17 protein-coding genes are annotated in these 17,069 nt (G+C 63.6%); 2 read left to right on the top strand and 15 right to left on the bottom strand.

What is annotated here, in order from left to right; genetic code table 11:
• Positions 1 to 232 precede the first annotated feature (232 nt).
• From ACS13N_RS16260 to ACS13N_RS16235, 6 genes are all read right to left on the bottom strand, one after another.
• Complete coding sequence (locus ACS13N_RS16260) at positions 233 to 1,069, bottom strand: ABC transporter permease (RefSeq protein ID WP_438932592.1); 837 nt, start codon at positions 1,067 to 1,069, stop codon at positions 233 to 235.
• Between the two features lie 15 nt (positions 1,070 to 1,084).
• Positions 1,085 to 2,353, bottom strand: coding sequence for an ABC transporter permease (locus tag ACS13N_RS16255; protein WP_438932591.1), 1,269 nt, complete (start codon positions 2,351 to 2,353; stop codon positions 1,085 to 1,087).
• Positions 2,354 to 2,449: 96 nt separating this feature from the next.
• A complete protein-coding gene (locus tag ACS13N_RS16250; protein ID WP_438932590.1) occupies positions 2,450 to 3,490 on the bottom strand; it encodes an ABC transporter substrate-binding protein in 1,041 nt (346 codons plus the stop codon).
• 71 nt (positions 3,491 to 3,561) lie between these two features.
• Entirely contained in the window at positions 3,562 to 4,650 is a 1,089-nt protein-coding gene (locus tag ACS13N_RS16245) for an ABC transporter ATP-binding protein (RefSeq protein WP_438932589.1), read from the bottom strand.
• A gap of 441 nt (positions 4,651 to 5,091) precedes the next feature.
• Positions 5,092 to 6,519, bottom strand: a complete 1,428-nt coding sequence (locus ACS13N_RS16240; protein WP_438932588.1) for a sensor histidine kinase N-terminal domain-containing protein — start codon at positions 6,517 to 6,519, stop codon at positions 5,092 to 5,094.
• Positions 6,516 to 7,208 carry a response regulator gene (locus tag ACS13N_RS16235; RefSeq protein WP_438932587.1) on the bottom strand — a complete coding sequence of 231 codons (693 nt, stop codon included), beginning with the start codon at positions 7,206 to 7,208 and terminating at the stop codon, positions 6,516 to 6,518. Before ACS13N_RS16235 ends, ACS13N_RS16240 begins: the two co-directional genes overlap by 4 nt.
• 208 nt (positions 7,209 to 7,416) lie before the next feature.
• Between ACS13N_RS16235 and ACS13N_RS16230 the strand changes: the two genes are divergently transcribed.
• The gene (locus tag ACS13N_RS16230; RefSeq protein WP_438932586.1) at positions 7,417 to 8,484 is read left to right on the top strand and encodes a porin; all 1,068 of its coding nucleotides are present in this window, start codon (positions 7,417 to 7,419) and stop codon (positions 8,482 to 8,484) included.
• Between the two features lie 100 nt (positions 8,485 to 8,584).
• On the opposite strand, the gene ACS13N_RS16225 is transcribed toward ACS13N_RS16230, so the two are convergent.
• From ACS13N_RS16225 to ACS13N_RS16185, 9 genes are all read right to left on the bottom strand, one after another.
• Entirely contained in the window at positions 8,585 to 9,700 is a 1,116-nt protein-coding gene (locus ACS13N_RS16225) for a molecular chaperone DnaJ (protein WP_438932585.1), read from the bottom strand.
• Between the two features lie 61 nt (positions 9,701 to 9,761).
• On the bottom strand, positions 9,762 to 10,556 hold the full coding sequence (locus ACS13N_RS16220; protein WP_064803186.1) for an ABC transporter ATP-binding protein: 795 nt from the start codon (positions 10,554 to 10,556) through the stop codon (positions 9,762 to 9,764).
• Between the two features lies 1 nt (position 10,557).
• On the bottom strand, positions 10,558 to 11,466 hold the full coding sequence (locus ACS13N_RS16215; protein ID WP_438932584.1) for an ABC transporter permease: 909 nt from the start codon (positions 11,464 to 11,466) through the stop codon (positions 10,558 to 10,560).
• Positions 11,467 to 11,651: 185 nt separating this feature from the next.
• A complete protein-coding gene (locus ACS13N_RS16210; protein ID WP_438932583.1) occupies positions 11,652 to 12,632 on the bottom strand; it encodes an ABC transporter substrate-binding protein in 981 nt (326 codons plus the stop codon).
• Positions 12,633 to 12,939: 307 nt separating this feature from the next.
• On the bottom strand, positions 12,940 to 13,737 hold the full coding sequence (locus ACS13N_RS16205; RefSeq protein WP_438932582.1) for a peptidylprolyl isomerase: 798 nt from the start codon (positions 13,735 to 13,737) through the stop codon (positions 12,940 to 12,942).
• A 42-nt stretch (positions 13,738 to 13,779) separates the two neighbouring features.
• Positions 13,780 to 14,064, bottom strand: coding sequence for a BolA family protein (locus tag ACS13N_RS16200; RefSeq protein ID WP_438932581.1), 285 nt, complete (start codon positions 14,062 to 14,064; stop codon positions 13,780 to 13,782).
• Entirely contained in the window at positions 14,064 to 14,648 is a 585-nt protein-coding gene (locus ACS13N_RS16195; RefSeq protein ID WP_438932580.1) for a septation protein A, read from the bottom strand. The genes ACS13N_RS16200 and ACS13N_RS16195 overlap by 1 nt, the downstream gene beginning before the upstream one ends.
• Before the next feature lie 33 nt (positions 14,649 to 14,681).
• Positions 14,682 to 15,068: a peptide-methionine (R)-S-oxide reductase MsrB gene (gene msrB, locus ACS13N_RS16190; RefSeq protein WP_021194541.1), complete on the bottom strand. Its 387-nt coding sequence runs from the start codon at positions 15,066 to 15,068 to the stop codon at positions 14,682 to 14,684.
• Positions 15,069 to 15,207: 139 nt separating this feature from the next.
• Positions 15,208 to 16,791, bottom strand: a complete 1,584-nt coding sequence (locus ACS13N_RS16185) for a protein adenylyltransferase SelO (RefSeq protein WP_438932579.1) — start codon at positions 16,789 to 16,791, stop codon at positions 15,208 to 15,210.
• Between ACS13N_RS16185 and ACS13N_RS16180 the strand changes: the two genes are divergently transcribed.
• Positions 16,790 to 17,062 (top strand): hypothetical protein, encoded by a 273-nt coding sequence (locus ACS13N_RS16180; RefSeq protein ID WP_438932578.1) that lies wholly within the window; start codon positions 16,790 to 16,792, stop codon positions 17,060 to 17,062. The two genes, ACS13N_RS16185 and ACS13N_RS16180, sit on opposite strands and share 2 nt — an antisense overlap.
• Positions 17,063 to 17,069: the final 7 nt, after the last annotated feature.

Raw genomic sequence — 17,069 nt, 5'->3', positions numbered from 1 at the left:
GCGCCTTGAATTTCTGTGGGCGTGCGGAAAAAGGAAGGAGCCTTGTCTGAGCGAAGCGAGTTTGGCTCCTTCCCCGCACGGTCACATAAATTCAAGGGGAAGTCGCCGCATCGGGCGCGCCTTTCTTTGCTTACTTTCTTTGGCAAGACAAAGAAAGTGAGTCAGCCCCGGCAGGGGATGAAACAAGGGATGGACCAGCAAGGCCAACACACAGCAAAGCAAAAACACGCAATCAAGCCACCGCCTTGGCCGCAGCTCGCCCCCGCAACCACTCAAACGTCAGCAGCAGACAAGTCGAGAACACAATCAAAATCGTCGCCAGCGCAGCAATCGTCGGCGAGATGTTCTCGCGAATCCCGGTGAACATCTGGCGCGGCAGCGTCACCTGATCGGCGCCCGCCAGGAACAGCGTCACCACCACCTCATCAAACGACGTCGCAAAGGCAAACAACGCCCCTGAGATGACGCCCGGCGCAATCACCGGCAGCGTGATCCGGAAGAACGTCATCACAGGATTCGCTCCCAGCGACAGGCTCGCTCGCACCAGGTTGTGATTGAAGCCCTGCAGCGTCGCCAACACCGTCGTCACCACAAACGGCACCCCCAGCGCCGCATGCGCGAGGATCAGCCCGATATACGTATTGGCGAGCCCCAGCGGTGCGAAGAACAGATACATGCCGACACCGACGACGACCACCGGCACGATCATCGGCGACACCAGCACCGCCATCAGCAGCCCCTTGCCGCGGAAGTCCGCCTTGTTCAGGCCGATGGCGGCCAGCGTGCCGAGCACCGTGGCCACAATCGTGGCAGCCGGCGCGACGATGAAGCTGTTCTTGGCCGCCATGCGCCATTCATCCGACGTGACAAGGTTCTGATACCAGCGCAGCGAATAGCTCGGAATCGGGTACGAGAGGAACGTGCTCGACGAGAACGACAACGGCACGATCACCAGCACCGGCAGCACGAGGTAGAGCAGTGTCAGCACGGCCAGGCCGCGCAGCGTGAAGTACCAGATGCGCTCGACGAGCGAGGTGTGCGGGGCGAACATCGGTTTGGCGAGTTTCATGATCGATGTTCTCCGTTAGCCGACACGAACCTTGGGCCGCGTGAAGCGCCCATACACCGCATACAGAACCAGCGTGGCGAGCAACAGCAGGGCGCCCAGCGCGCAGGCCATGCCCCAGTTGATGGTGACGTTGGTGAAGTAGGCCACGTAGTAGCTGACCATCTGGTCGTTCGGGCCGCCGAGCAGTGCGGGGGTGATGTAGTAGCCCAGCGCGAGGATGAACACCAGCAGTGCGCCGGCACCGATGCCGGGGTAGGTCTGCGGCACATACACGCGCCAGAACGCAGCAAACGGATGGCTGCCCAGCGACACCGCCGCGCGTTGGTACGTGGGAGGAATCGACTTCATCACGCTGTACAGCGGCAGGATCATGAACGGCAGCAGGATGTGCGTCATCGAGATATAGACGCCCACGCGGTTGAACAGCAGCGCCAGCGGCTCCTTGATGATGCCGAGGTCCATCAGGCCATGGTTGATCAGGCCTTCGGTCTGCAGCAGCACGATCCACGCGGCCACGCGCACGAGGATGGAGGTCCAGAACGGAATCAGCACCAGCACCATGACGAGGTTCGCACGGCGCTCCGGCAGCGAGGCGATCCAGTACGACAGCGGATAGCCCAGCAGCAGCGCGAACAGCGTCACCATCGCGCTGATGACGAAGGTGCGGATGAATACCGTCACGTAGATCTGCTCGTCGGGGTCGGTCGCTTCGATATGGCCGAAGGCATCTTGCCGATGGTCCAGCGCGGCCAGCAGGTAGAACGGCGACGTGCGGCTGCCGTTCTTGGCGATGGCCTGCCAGTAGGTGGCATCGCCCCAGCGCTCGTCGAGTTCGAGGAGTTTGGCGCGGGTCTGGTCGGGCGTGAGTGTGAGTGCCTTGCCTTGGTCATCGACCAGCGGCATGGCGCGCGCGGTCTTGGCGACCAGCGAGCGGAAACCGGGGATTTCGGTATTCAGGCGGCGGGCCAGGGCGCCCATCGCTTCGCCTTCGCTGACGGTGGTGAGGTCGGCGGCTAATGCAACGTAGGCGGCATCGGCAGGTGGTGATTTGCGGTCCCAGTTCTTGAGCGCGGCGACTGTCTTGGGCAGCGCGTCGGCCACCTCGGGGTTCTGCACGGCGCGCGTGAGCAGGGCGCCGATCGGCACGACGAAGATCAGCAGCAGGAAGATGGCGAGCGGCGCCACCAGCGCCAGCGCCATGGCACGCCTGCGCGCCTCAGCGCTCTTCAGTTCGCGTTTGAGTTTGGCCGTCGATTCCGGAACCGATTCAGCCGCGATGGTCATGGTGTTCAATGCTGCCTCGCCAAGTGCTGCGGAGATTCATCCGGCGGATGCCATGTCGACTCGACACAGCATCCGCGCGGTCACTGCACTACATCGTTACTTCGACGCCCACGAGGCGAAGCGCTGTTCCAGCTCGTCGCCGTGGTCCGTCCAGAACTGGAGGTTCTGCAGCACGGCGTTCTTGGCGTTCTCGGGCGAGTTAGGCATGTTGGCCTGCGTCTTGGCATCGAGCGCCTTGATGGCTGCCACGTTGGCCGGGCCGTAGGCGATGTGCTTGGCGTATTCCTGCTGCGGCTTCTGCGACAGCGTGTAGGCGATGTACTGCTCAGACAGCGCCTTGTTCGGTGCGCCCTTGGGGATGGCCCAGTAGTCCAGATCGTAGATGCTGCCGTTCCAGACCACCTTCAGGTTCTTGCCTTCGCGCTGCGCGGCATCGATGCGGCCGTTGAACGCGGTGGACATCACCACATCGCCCGCCACCAGGAACTGCGGCGGCTGTGCACCGGCTTCCCACCACTGGATGTTGGCCTTCAGTTGATCGAGCTTCTTGAACGCGCGGTTCTGGCCGTCCTTGGTGGCCAGCACCTTGTAGACCTCCTTGGGCGGCACGCCGTCGGCCATCAGCGCGAATTCCAGGTTGCCGCGCGCGCCCTTGCGCATGCCGCGCTTGCCCGGGAATTTCTTCACGTCCCAGAAATCGGCCCAGCCGGTGGGGGCGGTCTTGAGCTTGTCGGCGTTGTAGGCCATGGCGGTGGACCACACGAAGAAGCCCACGCCACAGGTGCTCGGCGACTCGGGGATCAGGTCGCTCTTCTTGGCGATCTTGCTCCAGTCGAGCTTCTCGAAGAGGCCCTCATCGCAACCCCGGCCGATGTCGCCGGATTCGACTTCCACCACGTCCCAGTTGACGTGCTTGGCTTCCACCATGGCCTTGATCTTGGCTTGCTCGCCGTTGTACTCGACCACGGTGACCTTGTTGCTGGTCTGTGCTTCGAACGGCTTGTTGAACGCGGCCTTCTGTGCATCGCCGTTGGCACCGCCGAAGTTGACGACGGTGATTTCCGCAGCATGGGTGCCGAATGCAATGGCGAATGCGCCGGCAAGTACGCTCAACCGCGTCTTCGTGATGTGTTTCATTCCTGGCTCCTCTTTTTGGCGTGTGGGTACAACGTGTGGTCGTGGCATGCGGGCAGGGTTGCCCGCGTGCGTCATGCAAAAACGCGCAGGTGTTCGGGTGCGAACTCAAGCTGGATCGGCGCGCCCGGCGCAAAGCCTTCGAGCGCGCGCGTGCCCAGCGGCACCTTGACGAAACATTCGGGTTGGTCGGGCAGGGCGCAGCGCATGCGCACGTGGTCGCCAAAGTAGACGAGGCCGCGTGTCTGGCCGGTGAGTGCGTTGGCGTTGGCCGGTGCGCCATCCATCAGGCGCATGCGTTCTGGGCGGATGCAGCCGGTGGCCGTGGCGCCCACGCTGGCGCCGGCGATGTTGCGGCCCAGGATGCGGGCGCCGTCATTGAGCTGCAGTTCGCAGTAATCCCCCTCGATGCGGGTGACGGTGCCGCGCAGCGTGTTGCTATCGCCGATGAAGTTGGCGACGAACTCGTTGCACGGGCGCTCATACAGGCTGTCCACCGTGTCGAGCTGCTGCACGATGCCCTTGTCGAACACGGCCACGCGGTCGGACATGGTGAGTGCCTCGCCCTGGTCGTGCGTGACGTAGACGAAGGTCACGCCGAGCTTTTCATGCAGCGACTTCAGCTCGTACTGCATGTGTTCGCGCAGTTGCTTGTCGAGCGCGCCCAGCGGTTCATCCATCAGCACCAGCTTGGGCTCGAACACCAGCGCGCGGGCCAGGGCAATGCGTTGCTGTTGACCGCCCGAAAGCTGCGCGGGGTAGCGCTTGGCAAAGCCTTCCATGCGCACCATCTGCAGGGCCTTGTGCACGCGGTCTGCGCGCTCGCTGGCGGGGATCTTGCGCACGGTCAGCGGGTATTCCACGTTCTGCGCCACCGTCAGGTGCGGGAACAGCGCGTAGTTCTGGAACACCATGCCGATGTTGCGCTTGTGCGGCGGCACGTTGTTGAGCAGCGCGCCTTCCAGGCGGATCTCGCCGCCGGTCGGGAATTCAAACCCGGCCAGCATCATCAGGCACGTGGTCTTGCCCGAGCCGGAGGGGCCGAGCAGGGTGAGGAACTCGCCCTGGTAGATGTCCAAGTCGAGATGCTTGACCACGAGGGTTTCGCCGTCATACGTCTTGCGTACACCGCGAAAGCTGACGATCACGTCGTCGGTCTTCATTGCTGCCTCCTGCCGTTTCCCGTCGTGTTGTGACGATTTGTGGATGGACTATAGCGGCTGATTGTTTTGCAAAGTGGACCCAATTCTGGTTATTTGATAGAGCCAATTCAGGCAGCCGAACTTGCACCGCTAGCGGGCTGCGGGCCCTCCAGCACCACAATAGGGAAAAGCCCCAAGGCCTTGCTCCGGCAAGCATGACGGGGATTTTTTGCGGGTGACGCCGTTGCAGAAGTGTAGGTCGCTGCCGGAGCAGGTGCGGCGAGGCGCGCAGCGGATTGGATGGAACCAATTTGAGCAGCAGAGGCAGGTGGCTCGCCTGCCTGAAAATGGTGCGGCGCGTCGTCACGAAAGCGGTGCACTGTCGCTGGCGCATCGCGCCATTGCATGCAAACGGATGTTGTCCTGCAGCAACCACGGCAAGCAGATGCGCGTGATGGGTGGTCAGGCGATCGGCTCGTCCGCTGGGGCCAGCGCCAGGCACACGCTGACAGTCAGCCCGCCGCCGGGCGTTTCGGATAGCGCCACGGTGCCGCCATGCACGCGGGCGATTTCCCGCACGATGGCCAGGCCCAGGCCGCTGCCGTCCTGGTCTTGCGCGGCCGCCGCAGCCGCGCCGCGATAGAAGCGGCTGAACACGGCATCGCGCTCGGGCACGGCAATGCCGGGGCCGTCGTCTTCCACCTGCAACACAGCTTGGTCGCCCAGCATGGCCATCGTCTGGCGTTTGACGCGCAAGGTCACACGGGCGCCGTGGCCTGCGTAGCGGATGGCGTTGTCTAGCAGGTTGCCGATCAGCTCCTGCAGCCATTGGGGCTCACCGGCCACCATGATGGGCTCGCCTTCAAAGCCGAGGTCGATGCCGGCCTTGCGGGCCACGGGCGCAAGCTCAAGCGCCACGTCGCCAGCCAACGTGTCCAGCCGCAGCGGTTGCAAATGCGGGGCATAGCCACTGTCGGGTTCCAGCCGCGAGAGCGACAGCAACTGCTGCACGCCCTTGGCCGCCTGGCGCACGGTGCCGTGCAGCGGTTCAAGGTGGCGGCGGATGCGCTCGCCGTCGGGCTCGCGCAGGGCGAGTTCTGACTGCGCCTGGATGACGGCGAGTGGCGTCTTCAATTGATGGGCCGCATCGGCAAAGAAGCGCTTGCGGGCCTGCACCATGCGCAGCAGGCGCGCCACGTACTGGTTGATGGCCTCGACCAGCGGTGCGACTTCCGCAGGCAAGCCGTGCTGGGGCAGGGGCGCCAGTTCATCGGTGCCGCGGCTGGCCATGCTCTCGCTCAACTGCCGCAGCGGCCGCAGCCCGCGCCGCACGCCCAACCAGACAATGCCGACGGCCAGCACCACCAGCAGCACCTCCTGCTGCAGCGAGCCCGCCAGGATCTCGTGGGCCAGTGCCTCACGCGGTTCCAGCGTTTCGCCCACCAGCAGCCACACCAACTGGATCTGCGAGGACTGCGCATCACGCACGGGTACCGCCTGGGCCGCTACGCGCACCTGCATATTGCGGAACGTGGTGTCGTAGAAGACGGTGCGATATGGCGTGGGTTGCCGCCCACCGGGCAGAGGGAGTTCGTTGTAGCCGGTGAGCGTGCTGCCAGCGGTATCGGCAATCCGATAGAAAATGCTGCTGCCGGTTTCCGACTCCAGAATCTCCAGCGCCAGGTAGGGCAGGTCGATGGCGAAGCGTCCTTCGCGCAGGCGCACGCCTTCGTGCATGGCCTTGAGGGATGCACCCAGCGTGCGGTCAAACGCGGCGTGCGCGGCGTTCATGGCGCGCGTGTAGGTCAGCCAGGCATCCAGTGCGAGCAGCCCCAACAGCGGCAGCAGCAGCCAGAGCGAGAGCTGCCGGCGCAGGCTCGGCGGGCTCATGGGGCAGCGTCTGCTGGTGCGCCCGGTGTGGCTTCCAGCAGATAGCCGAGTCCGCGCAGCATGACGATGGCCACGCCGCTGCCGTCGAGCTTCTTGCGCAGGCGGTGCACGTAGATCTCGATGGCATCGGCGTTGACGGATTCGTTGATGCTGAAGATCTTTTCCGAGATGGCCGCCTTGTTGACCGCGCGGCCGTCGCGCAGCATCAGCACCTCCAGCACGGCGCGCTCGCGGCCGGTGAGGGCGAGCAGTTCGCCATGGAGCGTGAAGGCCCCGCTGATGCCGTCGTAGTGCAGCGGGCCGCATTGCAGCTGCGTGCTCTCGTGGCCATGGCTGCGGCGGATCAAGGCGCGGGCACGTGCTTCGACTTCGGTCAGGTCGAACGGCTTTGCAAGGTAATCGTCAGCCCCGAGGTTCAGGCCGCGCACGCGTTCTTCCACGGCGCCGTGGGCGGTCAGGATCATCACGGGCAGCGGGTTCTTGCGGGCGCGCAGGCGGCGCAGCACTTCTAGGCCATCCAGGCGCGGCAGGCCGATGTCGAGAATGGCCAGGGCGTAGTCCTGCGTGGTGAGCAGCAGATCGGCCGCGTGGCCGTCGTGCACGCAGTCAACCGTAAAGCCGGCCTGGCTCAGGGCTTCTTCCAGCGTGCTGGCCAGCTTCAGGTTGTCTTCCACCAACAGAATGCGCATATCGGATTTTTCTCAACAAGCCGCAGAGAAATACAGACATCCCCCGGCGTTTTGAAGCTAGGGGAAACCCCTGATGCCCTCTGAGCACACCCTCCCAATTTCCCGGCAATCGAAAGTGAACTGAAAGTGCGTCCCTCATACGATCCGTGCCGCCCCAAGACCCCGTCACAGCGGCGCTTGCGGCAGGACAACGAATAAGGGAGACCTGATGAAAATGACTTCGATGGCGCTGGCGGCAGTTGCGTTCGCCACCGCCGGCTCTGCAGCCGCACAATCGTCCAACGTGACCCTGTACGGGATCGTCGACTCGGGCATCGAGTATGTGAACCACGCCGGCCCGAACGGCGGCGGCGTCACCCGACTGGTGTCGGGCGGCAAGAACACCTCGCGCTGGGGCATGCGCGGCACGGAAGACCTGGGCGGCGGCCTGAAGGCGGTCTTCAACCTGGAAAGCGGCATCGCCATCGACACCGGCAAGCTGGACACCGACAACACGCTGTTCGACCGCCGCGCCGTGGTGGGGCTGGCAGGCGGCTTCGGCCAGGTGGTGGCCGGTCGTACCTTCACGACCACGTACGACTTCATGCTGCCGTACGACCCGATGGGCTACGCGCCGAACTACTCGTGGGCCACGTCGTCCACCGCCACGGGCGACCGCAAGGACGGCCTGTTCTCGCGCTCGTCCAACGCCGTGCGCTATGACGGCACCTTCGGTGGCCTGAAGCTGGGCGCCACCGTCGGCTTTGGCGAGGCTGCAGGCAACTTCAAGAGCTCGTCGAAGTACGACCTGGGTATCGGCTACAGCGTGGGCGGCTTCTCGGCTGCAGCCACGTGGGACCGCCAGAATGGCGCAGGCACGAGCGTGACGCCGGCTGACACGACGGACTATATCCAAGGCATCCACGCGGGTGCCAGCTACGACTTCGGCGCACTGAAGCTGTTCGCGGGCTACCGCAACTACAAGCGCGCGTTCACCACGACCGCCGCCACCCAGCGCAGCGACATGTACTGGGCAGGTGCCAGCTACGACTTCACGCCGGCCTTCACGCTGTACGGCGCGGTGTACAAGCAGAACATCAAGGGCGTGAACAACTCGGCGGATCCGATCATGTTCTCGCTGCGCGGCCAGTACGCGCTGTCCAAGCGCACCACGGCGTATCTGTCGGCGGCGTACGCCAAGGCCCAGAACGGCCAGAACGTGAGCCTGTCGCGTGACGTGGTGGGCTACGGCAACAGCCAGATCGGTGTGACGGCGGGTCTGCAGCACCGCTTCTAACTGGCGTACACGGCTTTGCAGGCCGTTGTACGGCCACTTAGCTACCCAACAAAACGGGCACCTTCGGGTGCCCGTTTTGTTGGGTTGAACCGATTCCCTTTCAAAAGGGCATCGAATCGCTGGTTGATTGCGCGCGCTTCAGCATGCGCCGCAGATCCTTGATGTCGCCGAACGCAGCAAGGTCTTGCTCAAGATTGCGAATCGTGTGGTGCAGGGCACCGATGTTGGTGGCGAGATTCTGCAGTGGCGCATCCGGAGACAGCGCCCCGGCCCGCTGGTACCCGTAGGTATACCGAAACGTCATCTCGACACGGTGGATCTGCCGGTCAAGCTCACGTACCTGGTCTTTCAGAATCTCGTTGTAGTGCGTCAGCCGCGCTTCGCTGAGGTGGTTGATCGAGCGCTGGTCGATGTGGTCAAGCTCAAGCTGCAACTCCAGCAGGTGCAATAGGTTGCCCTTGTCATAGGCCTCGTTGACGCGCTGCATGAGCCGGGTCTTCCGATCGCGTTCCTGCGGATCGGTTTCTCGGTCAGGGTGCAGGGCGCTGGCGAGCTTGCGATAGACCTCGCGGATGGACAGGCTGATCTGCGCTTGCTCCTCCTGCTCGCGTGCTTCGGCTGCAAGCTGCTTGGGCGATTTCTGTCGGGCAGCCCGGCGTGCTTCGCGCTTGCTTGCGAGGGCTGCCTTTTTCGCCGCCTGCTGCTCGATGTGCGCCCGGGCGCGTTTCAGCACGGCGTCCTGCAAATGCGCATCCGCGTCATCCCCCAGATCAACACCAAGCATCGCCTCCAGCCGCGATTTCATTTCCGCGGCTTGTGCTGCGGCTTCACGGTCGAAGTCCGTTCCGCTGTACCTGTTGTAGATGGCCTTGAGGCTGGCGTCTTCATCGATCAGATTGCCGGCCAGATCGACGATGAGGGCGGATATCTTGCGGCGTTCTGGCTTGGTGAGCCCATCGTGCTCGTAAGCCTGGTCCAGGGAGTGCACCATGCGGATCTTCAAGCCAGTGCAGGTCCGCTGCAGCGGCAGGAACTCGCTGGCATAGCGGGCCTGGAACTGCGTCGTGGTGGTTTCCCAGTCAGTCAGCCGCTTGCGCCGATTCTCGATCTGCTTGATGAGGGCGTTGAATGATCGCTGTCCTTTCGACAGCGTGGGCGCGTCTTGCTCATGTGGAGCGGGCGCGATGCTGATGGCCGGACGGTGTGCCTTGCTCATGGGCTGGAAATGTCGCGGGCTCCACTGAGGGAGCCCGCCGAGGTGATGTTGATGCGATGGATCAGCCCAGCAGCAGCGCGTCGTCGTCCACCTTGGCGCCGCGTGTTTCCTCGAACTTCTGCAGCAGATGCGGCACGTCCAGGCCTTTGCGCTCCTCGCCTTGCACGTCGAGGATCACGTTGCCCTGGTGCAGCATCACCGTGCGGTCACCGTAGTCGAGCGCCTGGCGCATCGAGTGCGTGACCATCATCGTCGTCAGCTTGGACTCCGAGACGATCTTGGCGGTCAGCTCCAGCACGAAGGCAGCCGTTTTCGGGTCCAGCGCGGCGGTGTGCTCATCCAGCAGCAGAATGCGCGACGGTTGCAGCGAGGCCATCAGCAGGCTGACTGCTTGACGCTGGCCACCCGACAACAGACCAATGCGATCCGTCAGACGGTTCTCCAGGCCCAGGTCCAATCGACGCAGTTGCTCGCGGAAGATCTCGCGCCACTTGCGATTGGTCGCGAACTTGAAACCACGACGCTGGCCGCGGCACATGGCCAGCGACATGTTCTCTTCGATGGTCAGGTTCTCGCAGGTGCCGGCCATCGGGTCCTGGAACACGCGGGCGACCTTGTCGGCGCGTTGCCATGCGGTCTTGCGGGTGACATCTTCACCGTTGATGGTGATGCTGCCCGAATCGACCAGCTGGTCGCCGCTGATGGAGTTCAGGAACGTCGATTTGCCGGCGCCGTTCGAGCCGATCACGGCCACGAACTGGCCCGTGGGGATCTCCAGCGACAGGCCGCGCAGTGCGCGGGTTTCGATGGGCGTGCCCGGGTTGAAGGTGAGGGTGAGTCCTTGTGCGCTCAGCATGTCAGTTCCCCTTGGAGCCGTTCTTGGCCAGCTTGCCGAACACCTTGCGGCGCACACCGGGAAGCACGAGAGCGATCACCACCAGCGCGGCGGTCACCATGTTCAGATCCTGCGCTTGCAGGCCGATGAAGTCGCTGTTGAGCGCCAGGGCGATGAAGAAACGATATAGGATCGCACCCACCACCACGGCCAGCGTGGTCAGCACCAGGCGGCGTGCGGGCAGCACCGTCTCGCCGATGATGACGGCAGCCAGGCCGATCACGATGGTGCCGATACCCATCGACACGTCGGCGCCGCCTTGCGTTTGCGCATACAGCGCGCCGGCAAGGGCGACCAGTGCGTTGGACAGCGCCATGCCGGCCAGCGTGGCGCGGCCGGTGGCCACGCCCTGGGCGCGTGCCATGCGCGGGTTGGCGCCGGTAGCGCGCAGCGATAGGCCGACTTGCGTCGAGAAGAACCAGTCCACCAGCAGCTTGACGATCACGACCACCACACCCAGCAACACGGGGCGGAAGACGTAGTCGGGCATCCATTCCGGCTGCAGCAGCGAGAACACGGTCGGCTCGGAAATGAGCGGCACGTTCGGTTTACCCATGATGCGCAGGTTGACCGAGTACAGCGCGATCATCATCAGGATACTGGCGAGCAGATCCATGATTTTCAGGCGCACGTTGAGCCAGCCCGTGACGAAGCCTGCGAAGGCGCCGGCCAGCGTGCCGCACAGGGTCGACACGAACGGATCGTGGCCGCCCGCGATGAGCGTGGCCGCCACAGCTCCACCCATGGGGAAGCTGCCGTCGACAGTGAGGTCAGGGAAGTTGAGGATGCGGAAGGAGATCAGCACCCCGAGCGCCACGAGACTGAAGATCAGGCCGATCTCCAGGGCGCCGAGTAACGAAAAAAGTGACATGACGGAGGTGGGCGAGGTGGTTGGGCACCGCGCCTTAAGGCAAAGAAGGCGATGAACGGGGACGCTTGAGGGTAGAGCGCGAGCGCCCGGCCATTATGCGGCGGATAGCCGCGTCTGGGCCCAGGCTGCTATGACCCGCGCCGGGCGGCTTCCGTTGGGTGGAAGCCGGTCCGGCGCCTTGCGACTTACTTGATGACTTCCTTGGCGTCCTTCAGCAGGTCTGCCGACAGGGTCACGCCTTGCTGCTTGGCGGCCTTCTCGTTCACGAACAGTTCCAGGTTGGTGCTGCCGGCCGAGGCGATTGCACCCGGCTTTTCACCCTTCAGGATGCGGGCGACGACGGCGCCGGTCTGCTTGCCCAGGTCGTAGTAGTTGATACCCAGTGCGGCGATGGCGCCACGCTTCACGCTGTCCGTGTCCCCTGCCACCAGCGGGATCTTCGCTTCGTTGGCCACCTTCACCAGCGATTCATACGCCGACACCACGTTGTTGTCGGTGTTCGTGTAGATCACATCGACCTTGCCGATCAGGTTCTTGGCCGACGGAGCGATGTCCACGGTGCGCGGTGCCGCCGATTCCACCAGCGTCATGCCTTGCGCCGACAGCAGCTTCTTCAGTTCGTTGACGACCACCACCGAGTTGGCTTCACCCGGGTTGTAGACCATGCCCACGCGCTTGGCATTCGGCACCACGCGCTTGATCAGGGCGATCTGCTTGTCCAGCGGCAGCTTGTCCGACACGCCGGTCACGTTGGTGCCGGTCGGCTCCCAGCTCTTGACCAGTTGCGCGGCGACCGGGTCGGTCACGCCGGAATACACCACCGGGATGGTCTTCGTGGCAGCCACGACAGCCTGCGCCGACGGCGTGGCGATGGCGACGATGGCGTCCGGCTTGTCACCGATGAACTTGCGGGCGATCTGCGCGGCGGTGGCGGTGCTGCCTTGCGCGCTCTGGTATTCCCACTTCAGGTTCTTGCCGGCGTCGAAGCCTTCGGCCTTCAGCTGTTCCTTGGCGCCATCGCGGATGGCGTCGAGTGCCGGGTGCTCAACGATCGCCAGCACTTCGACCGATTTGGTGGCCTGGGCCAGTGCCGGCGTGGCTTGCAGAAGCGCCATCGGAATGGCGGCAAGCGCTGCGAGGCGGAAGGCGTGTTTGAAGCTGGACATACGGATCTCCTGTTTCCCTTTTGGGTGGTTTCGCTCTGACAACGGGCGGGGTGAGCCCCGAAGCCTGGACAGGCGTGGTTGGTTTTCAGACGTTCTTGAGCGCACCGAAGCAGTGCAAAGCCGGCGCACGTGGGCGCACATTATGAGACAAATCTCACTGCTTTTCAGCAAACACTTCAGAAGCGTTTTGGGGCATACCTGATTGACGGGGCAGGGGTTTCGGGTTGTGCGCAATCTATCTGCAGCCCAAAAATCAAAAAGGGGCACGTAGCCCCTTTTTTTGACGGCCCCGTGTGCGGGGCGCTTGTTACTGGATCTTCGCCTTCTCGCGCAGATCCTTCAGCATTGCCTGGAACTTGCTGCGTTGCCAGTTCTGGTCGCCCATCATCATTTCGAGCAACTGCGGCTTGACCTCTTCGTACGACGGGATCTTCGCATCGCGCGTGTCGTCCAGGCGGATCACGTGCCAGCCGAATTGCGACTTGACTGGCGTCTGGGTGATCTCACCCTTCTTCAGGCCCGTAAGGGCTGCCGAGAACTCCGGCACGTAGGTGCCCGGGTTGGCCCAGTCCAGATCGCCGCCGTTGGCGCCCGATCCCTTGTCCTTCGATTGGGCCTTGGCGATGGCCTCAAAATTGCCGCCGGCCTTCAGCTTGGCGATGATCGCCTTCGCGTCGGCTTCCTTGTCCACCAGGATGTGGTGAGCGTGGTATTCCTTGCCGTTACCGAACTGCGCCTTGATCTTGTCGTACTGCTTCTGCAGTTCTTCTTCAGTGGCGGGGCTGTTCTTGACGTAGTCTTCGAACTCGGCGGCCACCAGCACGTTCAGGCGGGATGCGGCCAGCTGTTCTTGCACGTCATCGCGCTCCAGCAGACCACGCTTAGCGGCGTCCTGCTCGATCAGTTCGCGGTCGATCAGCATGTCGCGGGCTTTGCTGCGCAACTCCGGCGATTCGGGCTGGCCCGACTTCTTGATCAGCGCGTCCACCTTGGCGCTCGGGATGGCTTTGCCGTTGACCACGGCGGCGTTCTGCGCCATGGCGGGTGCAACGGTCGCAGCAAGGGCAACAGCCAGCAGGCTGGCGGTAAGGCTGGAAATCTTCATGGGATTGCGTTCGAGGGAAGGACGAGTGAGCGTGGAATGCGCTTACGTGTTTTCTTCGGGAGTGACCGCGCGGATCGCCAGGGCATGGATCGCCGCCGGCCACAGCGTGTGCAGCGCATCATACACCATGCGATGACGCGCAACGCGGCTCTTGCCGGCAAAGGCTGAGCTGATGATTTCGACGTTGTAATGCCCACCGCCGGAGGCAGCGCCGGCATGGCCGGCGTGCTTGGCGCTGTCGTCTTCAACGACGAGGTGCGTGGGCTGGAAGGCTTCGCGCAACAGGCGCTCGATCTCGCGCGCGATGTTGCCAAATTCGGCGGCCATCAGATCTGTTCCTTCGAGTTGTCCTTGGTGCTGGGGTCATTGGCGGCATCGGCGGGGCGCTCCTGCATATGGCGCGCCAGCCAGACGCTCTGCACCAGGATGAACACCACCATCAGGCCCATCGAGCCGAACAGTTTGAAGTTGACCCAGACATCGGTGTCGTAGTGGTAGGCCACGTACAGGTTCAGGCCGCCCATGGCCAGGAAAAAGATCGCCCAGACTGCATTCAGGCGGCCCCACATCGACTCGGGCAGCGACACCTGCTGCTCCATCATGGCGCGAATCAGGTTCTTGCGAACGAACACCACGCTGCCCAGCAGCACGACGCCAAACAGCCAGTACAGCACCGTCGGCTTCCACTTGATGAAGGTGTCGTTGTGGAAGATGAGCGTCGCGCCGCCAAACACGCCGATGATGAGCAGCGACAGCCACTGCATGGCGTCCACCTTGCGGTGCTTGAACCACACCCAGGCGATCTGCAGCACGGTGGCGACCATTGCGACGGTGGTCGCCACATAAATACCGGCCACCTTGAAGGCAGCAAAGAACAGGATGACCGGGAACAGATCGAACAGGAATTTCATGCGAAGCGCGCTTGTGCGGACGTGTGCGGAAGATTAATCGCCGAATTTTAGCGCAGCCGAGTTGATGCAATACCGCAGGCCGGTCGGGGCAGGGCCATCTTCGAACACGTGGCCCAGATGTGCGCCGCAGTTCTTGCATTGCACCTCGATGCGCAGCATGCCATGCGAGCGGTCGGTTTTCTCTGCGATCACTTCGCCGTTGATGGGCTGGAAGTAGCTGGGCCAGCCGCAACCCGCATCGAACTTGGTCGACGATTCAAAGAGCGGGGTGCCGCAGCACACACAGTTGTAGACGCCGCGCTCCCAGTGGTCCCAATACTCGCCGGTGAAGGGGCGTTCGGTGGCGGCTTCGCGGGTGACGCGGTATTCGATGTCGGAGAGCTGGTCACGCCATTCGGCGTTGGTTTTCTGGACGGTCATGTGATGAGACTCCTTGTGGGTATCGAGAGCTGCTTCGTGGGCGGCTGACGTTGTTTTGTCGTGTTGCGGCGGCGATCCTGACAGGCGCGGATTAGAGCACGGCGTCAGTTCCAGCGCATCACGCTTGCCGCATGTCGGATCACGACGAGCAGCTCACTTCCAGCGATGACGCCCAATCCGGTGCCGGCTGCGCGTAGTGCTCGAAGCCTGGGTGATCGTCAAACGGGCGGGCCAGCACGGCACGCAGGTTTTCGACCTCGGAGAAGTCCTTCTCCTTGGCGCGGCGGATGGCGATTTCGGCCAGGTGGTTGCGCAACACGTACTTCGGGTTGACGCGGTGCATGACGGTTGCGCGCTCATCGTCGGATTGCGGCTCGGCCTGCAGACGCTGGCGATAGGCGGCCAGCCATACGTCAGCGGCGGCGCGGTCGAGGAAGAAGTCGCGCACCGTGCGCGCTTCTGCCGCGGCGGGGGTGTCGTCACGACGCACGTCGGCGAGGTGGCGGAAGAAGAGCGTGTAGTCCGTACGCTGGGTATGCAGCAGCTTGAACAGGTCGCCGAAGAGCGTTTCATCGGCATCCTGCGCGGTCGACAGGCCGAGCTTGGCGCGGTAGCGGGCGTGGAAGGCTGCGCCGTAGACGTCACGGTAGGTGAGCAGCGTGTCTTGCGCGGCGTCGATGGCGGGCTGGGCCTGCGCTTCGTCGCTTATGTCGACGAAAGCGTCGGGATCTTCGCCAAACAGCGGAAGCAGCGCCTGCGCCAGGCAGAACAGGTTCCAGTAGCCGATCTGCGGTTGCTGGGCGTAGGCGTAGCGGCCGCCGGTGTCGGAGTGGTTGCAGATGTGGTTGGCGTTGAAGCCATCCAGGAAGCCGAACGGGCCGTAGTCGAGCGTGAGGCCGAGGATCGACATGTTGTCGGTGTTCATGACGCCGTGGCAGAAGCCGACGGCCTGCCATTGCGCCATCAACTCGGCGGTGCGGCGGGCGACTTCACGCAGCATCGCCAGATAGGGCTGTGGTGCGGTGCGGCAGTCCGGGTAGAAGCGGTCGATGATGTAGTCGGCCAGCGCGCGCAGTTCGGGCAGCTTCTCGTTGGCGGCGAAGTGCTCGAAGTGACCGAAGCGCACAAACGACGGCGCCAGGCGCGTGACGACGGCGGCGGTTTCGATCTCTTCGCGGCGTACTGGGGCATCGGAGCCGGTCACGCACAGTGCGCGCGTGGTGGGAATGCCGAGGCCCGCCATCGCCTCTGAGCACAGGAATTCGCGAATGGATGAGCGCAGCACGGCACGTCCGTCGCCCATGCGCGAATACGGCGTGCGGCCCGCGCCCTTGAGCTGGATTTCGCAGGGGCCATCGGCGGTTTGCAGTTCCGTCAGCAGCAACGCGCGGCCGTCGCCTAGCTGACCGGCCCACACGCCGAATTGGTGACCAGAGTAGACCGTGGCGAGCGGGGCGCTCCAGGCGGCAATTGTGTTGCCCGTGAACACATCCAGGCCAGCAGGTGTATCGAGTGCCGCGCGCGCAATGCCCAGCGGGGCAGCCGCATCGGGTGAGAAGCCCACGAGATACGGCGCGCCCGCCGAGGACATCGGCATGGGGCGCAGACGCGTCAGAAAACGCTCACCCAGTGCAGAGAATCCGGGGGCAGTGGCAGGGCGGCCGGCCCAGTCGAAGGTGCTGATAAGGGAATCGTCAGGCAGGACGGCAGGGGAAGTCGGCATGGATCAGGGCGCTCGATTAGCACGGGAAATGGCGCAAAAACAGTGCCGAATCGTCGAAAGTTGTAAATTCCGCAGTGCGGAAAAATGCGCTCTGCGTAGGGGAAAACGCCATGTTGAGACGCAGCAACGCTATCGCGTATTGTACTTGGCAGTAAAAAAAGCTGCAGCCTGCGAACCCTTGCACCACAACGGTTCGCAGGGTTTTTCAGATGGCCGGGTAAACATGGGGGCCGATGTGGCAGCGCACAACAACAACCCGTTGACGCGCTAGACGATCA

The sequence above is a fragment of the Ralstonia sp. 24A2 genome (assembly GCF_051783885.1).
Lineage (GTDB): Bacteria > Pseudomonadota > Gammaproteobacteria > Burkholderiales > Burkholderiaceae > Ralstonia.
The sequence above is the reverse complement of the archived record's forward strand: the minus strand, read 5'-3'. Positions and strand labels throughout refer to the sequence as shown.

Coding starts and splice junctions, on each gene's coding strand:
- ACS13N_RS16260 (WP_438932592.1), bottom strand. CDS start 1,069: ATGAAACTCGCCAAACCGATGTTCGCCCCGCACACCTCGCTCGTCGAG.
- ACS13N_RS16255 (WP_438932591.1), bottom strand. CDS start 2,353: ATGACCATCGCGGCTGAATCGGTTCCGGAATCGACGGCCAAACTCAAA.
- ACS13N_RS16250 (WP_438932590.1), bottom strand. CDS start 3,490: ATGAAACACATCACGAAGACGCGGTTGAGCGTACTTGCCGGCGCATTC.
- ACS13N_RS16245 (WP_438932589.1), bottom strand. CDS start 4,650: ATGAAGACCGACGACGTGATCGTCAGCTTTCGCGGTGTACGCAAGACG.
- ACS13N_RS16240 (WP_438932588.1), bottom strand. CDS start 6,519: ATGAGCCCGCCGAGCCTGCGCCGGCAGCTCTCGCTCTGGCTGCTGCTG.
- ACS13N_RS16235 (WP_438932587.1), bottom strand. CDS start 7,208: ATGCGCATTCTGTTGGTGGAAGACAACCTGAAGCTGGCCAGCACGCTG.
- ACS13N_RS16230 (WP_438932586.1), top strand. CDS start 7,417: ATGAAAATGACTTCGATGGCGCTGGCGGCAGTTGCGTTCGCCACCGCC.
- ACS13N_RS16225 (WP_438932585.1), bottom strand. CDS start 9,700: ATGAGCAAGGCACACCGTCCGGCCATCAGCATCGCGCCCGCTCCACAT.
- ACS13N_RS16220 (WP_064803186.1), bottom strand. CDS start 10,556: ATGCTGAGCGCACAAGGACTCACCCTCACCTTCAACCCGGGCACGCCC.
- ACS13N_RS16215 (WP_438932584.1), bottom strand. CDS start 11,466: ATGTCACTTTTTTCGTTACTCGGCGCCCTGGAGATCGGCCTGATCTTC.
- ACS13N_RS16210 (WP_438932583.1), bottom strand. CDS start 12,632: ATGTCCAGCTTCAAACACGCCTTCCGCCTCGCAGCGCTTGCCGCCATT.
- ACS13N_RS16205 (WP_438932582.1), bottom strand. CDS start 13,737: ATGAAGATTTCCAGCCTTACCGCCAGCCTGCTGGCTGTTGCCCTTGCT.
- ACS13N_RS16200 (WP_438932581.1), bottom strand. CDS start 14,064: ATGGCCGCCGAATTTGGCAACATCGCGCGCGAGATCGAGCGCCTGTTG.
- ACS13N_RS16195 (WP_438932580.1), bottom strand. CDS start 14,648: ATGAAATTCCTGTTCGATCTGTTCCCGGTCATCCTGTTCTTTGCTGCC.
- msrB (WP_021194541.1), bottom strand. CDS start 15,068: ATGACCGTCCAGAAAACCAACGCCGAATGGCGTGACCAGCTCTCCGAC.
- ACS13N_RS16180 (WP_438932578.1), top strand. CDS start 16,790: ATGGATCAGGGCGCTCGATTAGCACGGGAAATGGCGCAAAAACAGTGC.
- ACS13N_RS16185 (WP_438932579.1), bottom strand. CDS start 16,791: ATGCCGACTTCCCCTGCCGTCCTGCCTGACGATTCCCTTATCAGCACC.